General features: G+C 61.0%; 3 protein-coding genes. All 3 read left to right on the top strand.

Translation table 11 applies throughout. The features are described 5' to 3' along the window. Positions 1-167: 167 nt before the first annotated feature. The 3 genes from WBB95_RS21230 (at position 168) to WBB95_RS21240 (ending at position 3471) form a co-directional block, all read left to right on the top strand. A complete protein-coding gene (locus tag WBB95_RS21230) occupies positions 168-1043 on the top strand; it encodes an alpha/beta fold hydrolase (RefSeq protein ID WP_424489361.1) in 876 nt (291 codons plus the stop codon). Positions 1044-1152: 109 nt separating this feature from the next. Beyond that, positions 1153-2478 (top strand): dicarboxylate/amino acid:cation symporter, encoded by a 1326-nt coding sequence (locus WBB95_RS21235; protein ID WP_424489362.1) that lies wholly within the window; start codon positions 1153-1155, stop codon positions 2476-2478. 78 nt (positions 2479-2556) lie between these two features. Continuing rightward, entirely contained in the window at positions 2557-3471 is a 915-nt protein-coding gene (locus WBB95_RS21240) for a LysR substrate-binding domain-containing protein (RefSeq protein WP_424489363.1), read from the top strand. Positions 3472-3916 lie beyond the last annotated feature (445 nt).

Genomic DNA, 3916 nt, shown 5'->3' on the forward strand with positions numbered 1-3916 from the left:
CTTCGCGAGCAAGCCCGCTCCCACATAAGCCCGTACACACACCTGATCTTCATTGTCTGGCAGGTTGGGCTCCTACACACTTCATGAACAACCCCTCCACGCTTTCCCCCTTGCCCCGAACGCCGCGTGATTCCAGGATGCAGGCAATCATCACAAGGAGTCATTCCATGTTCGCCGGATTCCAAAAAGACAGCTGCCACGTCAATGGCGTGGACATCAGCTACCGCAAAGGCGGTACAGGTCCGGGTCTGCTCCTGCTGCACGGGCACCCGCAAACCCACGTCATCTGGCACAAAGTCGCCGAACAGCTGGCCGAGCACTTCACCGTGGTGGCCGCCGACCTGCGCGGCTACGGCGACAGCAGCAAGCCGCCGGCCAACGACGGGCACACGCATTATTCGAAGCGCGAGATGGCACGCGACGGCGTCGAGCTGATGCAGGCCCTGGGCTTCGACACCTTCTCGGTACTCGCCCACGACCGGGGTGCCCGCGTCGCTCACCGCCTGGCACTGGACCACCCCAAGGCCGTGCAGCGCATGGTGCTGCTGGACATCGCGCCGACCTTGTCGATGTATGCCCAGACCGACGAAGCCTTTGCCCGTGCCTATTGGCACTGGTTCTTCCTGATCCGCCCGGCGCCATTGCCGGAAGCCTTGATCGAGAACAACCCCGAGCTGTACCTGCGCAGCGTGATAGGCAGCCGCAGTGCCGGGCTCAAGCCGTTCACCGACGAGGCCTTCGCCGAATACCTGCGCTGCCTGAAACTGCCCGGCACCGCCACTGGCATCTGCGAGGACTACCGTGCCGCCGCCGGTATTGACCTTGAACATGACCAGGCCGATATCGACGCCGGCAACCACCTGAACCTGCCGTTGCTGGTGATGTGGGGCGCCGAAGGCACTGTCGGCCGCTGTTTCGAACCGCTCAAGGAGTGGCAGAAAGTCGCCACCGATGTACGTGGCAAGGCCCTGCCGGCCGGCCACTACATCGCCGAAGAAGCACCCGAGTTGTTACTGGGCGAAGTCCTGACCTTCCTTCGCTGAGCCCTTTAGTCCCGTGACCTGAAAGACCCGCCTCGCAGGCTGCCAATGGCCTGCGACGGGTTCGCTTTGCCCAAGGTTTTACCCAAAAGTACACACCGAGATAATAACAATGACAATCAGAAAACTGCTGGGAACCCTGTATGTGCAGGTGCTCATCGCCATCGCGCTGGGTGTGTTGATCGGCCATGAATGGCCGCAAGTCGGTATCGACCTCAAGCCCTTGGGCGACGGCTTTATCAAACTGATCAAGATGATCATCGGCCCGATCATCTTCTGCACCGTGGTCTCCGGCATCACCAGCATGCACGATGTGAAACAGGTCGGCCGGGTTGGCGGCAAAGCGCTGCTGTATTTCGAGATCGTCTCCACCATCGCGCTGCTGATCGGCATTGTTTCTGCGCACCTGCTGCACCCGGGCGTGGGTTTCAATATCGACGTAAAAACCCTCGACAGCTCGGCCATCGCCGGCTTCGTCGGCCAGGCGCAACACAGCGAAGGCGTGACCAGCTTCTTGTTGAACGTTATTCCCGGCACCTTTTTTGACGCATTCGCCAAGGGTGAAATCTTGCCGGTGCTGTTTATTTCCGTGCTTTTCGGCCTTGGCCTGGTGATGGTCGGTGAAAAGGCGCGGCCCCTGGTCGGCGTTATCAACCAGGCCAGCGAGGTGTTCTTCCGCATCGTCGGCATGATCAGCCGTGTGGCGCCGATCGGCGCGTTTGGTGCGATTGCCTTCACCATCGGCAAGTACGGCGTGGGTTCGTTGCTGCCACTGCTGAAACTGGTGGGCACGTTCTATATCACCGCATTCTTTTTTGTCGCGGTGGTGCTGGGCAGCATCGCGCGTTACGCAGGCTTCAGCATTTTCAAGTTGATGGGCTATATCAAGTCCGAACTGCTGATCGTGCTCGGCACCAGCTCGTCGGAGTCGGCACTGCCGCAATTGATCCAGAAGCTTGAAAGCCTCGGCGCGTCCAAGGGTGTGGTGGGCATCGTGGTGCCGACCGGCTACACCTTCAACCTTGACGGCACCAACATCTATATGACCCTGGCGGTGCTGTTTCTGGCCCAGGCGACCAACACTCACCTGCCGCTGGAACAACAGCTGACCTTGCTGGCGGTGGCCATGCTCACCTCCAAGGGCGCGGGCGCGGTGGTCGGCGCAGGCTTTGTGGCACTGGCCGCGAGCCTGGCGGTGGTGCCAACTGTGCCGGTGGCGGCGATGGTGCTGATCCTGGGTGTCGACCGTTTCATGGCCGAATGCCGCTCGCTGACCAACATCATCGGCAACGCCGTCGCCGCGCTGGTGGTGGCCGCTTGGGAGGGTGAACTGGACCGCGAAAAAATGGCGCCTATCGCCCTCAAGCGCGGCCGGCATGCACGGGCGGCCCAAGCGGCAGCTCAAGCGGCTATCTCGGCAAAGACGGCCGCCGAGTAAACGAATACGGCCCGGCGCACCGGAAGGCGCGCCGATCCGGTGCTATTCTGGCGGCTCATGCCGCCACGCCTGTTTCTGATGACTAATAAGAAAGATACCGTGCCCCTACCCGAAGACTTGCGGGTGTTCCTGACCGTGATCCGCAAAGCCGGCTTCGCTGCCGCCGCCGATGAGCTGGGGTTGTCGCCGGCGTATGTCAGCAAGCGCATCCAGATCCTCGAAACCACCCTGGCCACCCGCCTGCTGCACCGCACCAGTCGGCGTATTGCCCTGACCGAAGACGGTGAACGGGTGCAGCGCTGGGCCGTACGCATCCTGGAAGATTTCCAGCAACTTTCCGACGAACTCTGCGACGCCCACGACAGCCCGCGTGGCCATCTGCATTTGTGCAGCAGCTTCGGCTTTGGCCGCAACCATGTGGCGCCGGCCCTGTCGTTGTTGGCGGAGCAGTACCCGGACCTGGAGATCCGCCTGGACCTGTTCGACCGTGTGGTGGACATCGTCAGCGAAGGCTTCGACCTGGAGATTCGTGTGGGCGACGATATTCCCGGCCAGCACATCGGCCGCCGCCTGGTGAGCAACCGCCGCGTGTTGTGCGCCGCGCCGGCTTATCTGCAACGCCTTGGTACGCCGCAGCAGTTGAGCGATCTGGAACAGCACGATTGCCTGGTGCTCAAGGAGCGTGACAACGCGTTTGGCATCTGGAACTTGGAGCGTGATGGCGCGCCTGAAAGCGTGCGTGTACGCGGGCCGTTGTCGTCGAACAATGGGGAGATCGTGTTGCAGTGGGCGCTGGACGGGCGCGGGGTTTTGCTGCGCTCGATGTGGGATGTGAAGCCGCTGCTGGAGCAGGGCAAGTTGGTGCAGGTGCTGCACGACTATACCCAGAGCGCCAACGTCTGGGCGGTGTACCCGACGCGGTTGGCGTATTCCGGGAAATTGAGGGCGTGTGTGGAGTTTTTGCAGGAGCATTTTAAGGGGTTGTCGATTTGACGGCTTTTTTTGGTGACTTGGGGTTGGTGGGTATATCCGTTATCTAGGTGATGGCTTGTTATGGTTCCGCCCTTACGGCGGGTCACTTTGCAAAAGCGGCAAAGTAACCAAAACGCTCTTGCCCCTCCACTCGGCACCTCGCCTAGGCTCGGTGTGCCCGCACTCCGGCTTGAATCCGTGCGGCCAGCGTGGTTAACGGGGCGCTCTAGATCAAGATCACAAGCAAGATCAAAAGCAGAGCACGGCGGCCTGAAAGCCGACCTGAGTGGTTGGATCAACAGCCAGATCAAAGGCGGATGGCTGTCTCCCTGATGTATGCAGATCAAATTGTGGGAGCTGGCTTGCCTGCGATGCAGGCACCTCGGTTGTTCAGGTACACCTAATTGATGCCATCGCAGGCAAGCCAGCTCCCACAGAGGAGCAGTCCAGTGAAGATATTGAAGCC

This window comes from Pseudomonas sp. (genome assembly GCF_049645325.1).
GTDB lineage: Bacteria > Pseudomonadota > Gammaproteobacteria > Pseudomonadales > Pseudomonadaceae > Aquipseudomonas.